2 protein-coding genes are annotated in these 1,386 nt (G+C 77.0%); both read right to left on the bottom strand.

Annotated elements, in window-relative coordinates; genetic code table 11:
* Positions 1-36: 36 nt before the first annotated feature.
* Entirely contained in the window at positions 37-1,101 is a 1,065-nt protein-coding gene (locus ACYVE9_RS26965; protein ID WP_461030511.1) for an amidohydrolase, read from the bottom strand.
* 26 nt (positions 1,102-1,127) lie between these two features.
* A partial coding sequence (locus ACYVE9_RS26970) for a hypothetical protein (RefSeq protein ID WP_461030512.1) occupies positions 1,128-1,386 on the bottom strand: 259 nt, incomplete at its 5' end.

The raw sequence follows: 1,386 nt of genomic DNA on the forward strand, positions 1-1,386 counted from the left end.
CCTGGCCGAGCGGTCAGGCGGCGAGCGGTCAGGAGGTCAGGGCCGCCGGACGGCCAGGGCGCCCGCGCTCGGCCGGTCGTCCAGCCGGTAGACCCGGCGGGCGGTGCCGCCCGACACCATCGCCGCCACCCGGTCGGCGTCGGCCCGGAGGCAGTGCCCCTCCGCGACCCAGGACACCAGCAGCCGGTCGAGCGCCGAGACGAACTGCCGGGCGCCGACGACGTACAGCTCCGGCAGCGCGCGGGCCCCGCTGGAGAACAGCAGCTTGCCGAAGGGCGCCTCGCCCAGCGTCCGTGCCGGGTCGGGTCCGACGTCCGCGTAGACGTGCGGAAAGGCCGCCGCCAGCTGGGCGGCGCGCCGGTGGTGCGGGTGCCGTGGCAGCAGCACCACGGTGGCGCCCAGGCCACCGGTGGTGCGCAGGAAGTCCGTGAGACCGGCCGGATCACCGCAGTGCACCTGGACAGGGCGGCCCGTGGTGAGCGCGCTCCACAGCAGGTGGCGAACGACCACCGGCTCCGGTGGCCGCTCCCGGTCGCGCAGCCAGCGTCCGGCCGCGCGCAGCACCTCGGGCAGCCCCGGGGCCGAGCCCTCCAGGAAGCCGCCTCCCGACACGAAGGCCACGGCCTGCCGGGCGGCGGCGTGCAGGGCCTCCGCCGCGTTGGTGAGAAAGGCTCCGACGGTGCCGGAGGTGTCGGCGACCTGGGCGGCGAGCTGGCCCAGGCACACCGCCTCGTACGCCTGCGCCCGGCCCGCGGACGCCAGTTCGGCGGGGGTGGTCAGCTCACCGCCGGTCTCTGAGTCGGGACCCACCAGGAAGGTCCCGATGCCGCTGCCGCGCAGCAGCGCCCGCCCGGCGGTGTAGGCGCCCAGCTCCCGCCGCCGGGCCAGGCAGCGCACCGGCGAGCAGTACGGCTCCAGACCGAGCAGTGGCGGGCACCAGCGGCGGACGGCGAGTCCGAGGCGGCTGTCGAAGAAGGTGGCCCCCGCCGGGGCGGGCGCGGTCCCACCGCCCGCGGCGACGGCCAGTCGGGTCTCGAACGCCCCCAGTCCCAGTTCCCCGTGCAGGGCTCCACGGCTGTACTGGTCGACGAGGGGCTCCATGCCCGGTCTAACGCGGCGGGCACCGCTCAGGTATTGCTCGGGCCGCCGAGCTGGATGCCGGCCATGCGCGACCACTCGTAGGGGCCGGTGCGGACCCGGGCGGCCAGTTCGCCGTCGAACTCCTCGTGCACGGTGAGGCCGGCCTGCTCGGCGGCCTCCCGGGCCTGCTCCACGCTGCCGGCGACGAGGTCGCCCCACTGGCCGTCGGCGCCGACCAGCGAGATGCGGGCCCCGGCCTGTCCCAGGTGGGCGATGTGCCCGTCGGCACTGCCGCCGTGGGCGGCG

The sequence above is a fragment of the Streptomyces sparsus genome (assembly GCF_054776295.1).